1 pseudogene is annotated in these 1268 nt (G+C 71.2%); it reads left to right on the forward strand.

Annotated elements, in window-relative coordinates:
• Positions 1-416: 416 nt before the first annotated feature.
• Positions 417-1268 (forward strand): annotated as a pseudogene (locus tag AC5RV2_RS18085) (hypothetical protein); the annotation flags it as partial.

Below are 1268 nucleotides of genomic sequence, written 5' to 3' on the forward strand. Positions count from 1 at the left end.
GATCCGGGACCGGTGCCGTGAGGTCGGCCGGTTGGCCCTCGGCCGGCGACCCGTTGCCGGCGGCGGGCGTGGGGGCATCCCGGGGTTCGCTCACGCAGCATCCTCTCTTCCGCCTGCAGCCGCTGAAGCAGCGGGCGGGCGCACTTGTCACGCGCTAAGCAACAACGGCGCAGGATAGGGGCAATTCTGAGCGAAAGACTACCAGTCCGGTATGGTGTGGCAGCGGATGCCGACGGCAAAAAGGGCAAAAGGCCGTCCGCGGCGGACCACACGGTTCGGCCGCGCACGGACGGCCGAGAGGGTTCGTTACCATAGGGTTATAAAGCATGACCGATGGCGGGCACCCCGGCCGGCCCTGGAGGCTTGGGCGTCCCTGCGGCCCTTCCTTCCTGCAGCGATCGACGATTGGTATTTTTGTGCGTTTTAAGATTTCAGTGGCCCTGATGGTGATCGGCCTGCTGGCCATCGCGCTGGGCATCGCCCAGCGGACCGTGTGGGCACCGCCCGAGCGCGCCTCGGCCACCTACACGGCAGCCGATGCGACCGCACCCGTGACCGTCATCGAACCGGAAGTCTTCGGTGTCCACGAAGAAGAAGTGGACGTTTCGGTGGAGGCCGACGGCGAGTTCCTGCTGGCCGTCGGCCGCGCGGGCGACGTCGAGGCCTGGGTCGGAGAGGCGGCGCACACCTCCCTGACCGGCATCGAGGACGGGCAGCTGCAGGGAACCGTGACCGAGGGCGAGGCCAAGGTGCCGAACCCGGCGGGTTCCGACCTGTGGGTGAGCCAGCAGCAGGCCGAGGGCAGCCTCGAGCACCGGTGGCTGGCCCCGGCCGACGGCGAGTGGTCCATCCTGTTGGCCGCGGACGGTACCGAGCCGGCACCGACGTCGGTGACCGTCACCTGGCCGAACGACACCTCGGTGCCGTGGTCGCTGGCCCTGATGATCATCGGCGCCCTGCTGCTGGTGCTCGGGGTGGCGATGGCCGTGGTGTCCCGCCGTCCGAACCGGCCCGTCCCCGGCGGCGACTCCGACCCCCGGGGCGGCAGCGGCCGACCGAAGGCAGGCGGCCCGGAAACGACCCCGCTGGCTCAGTCCGGCGACAGCGTTCCGGCCGGCCGTCCCGGCCAGTCCGTGCCCGGGGGCGCGGGCCTGGAAAAGCCCGAACAGGGCGACCGGTCAGCGGGCCGCCGTTCCCTGATGGAACGCCCGAAGCTGGGCCTGCGCGCCGCCGCTGCGGCGGGCGCGGCCATGGTCCTGGCCTCCGGC

It is taken from the genome of Arthrobacter sp. Y3225116 (assembly GCF_059091245.1).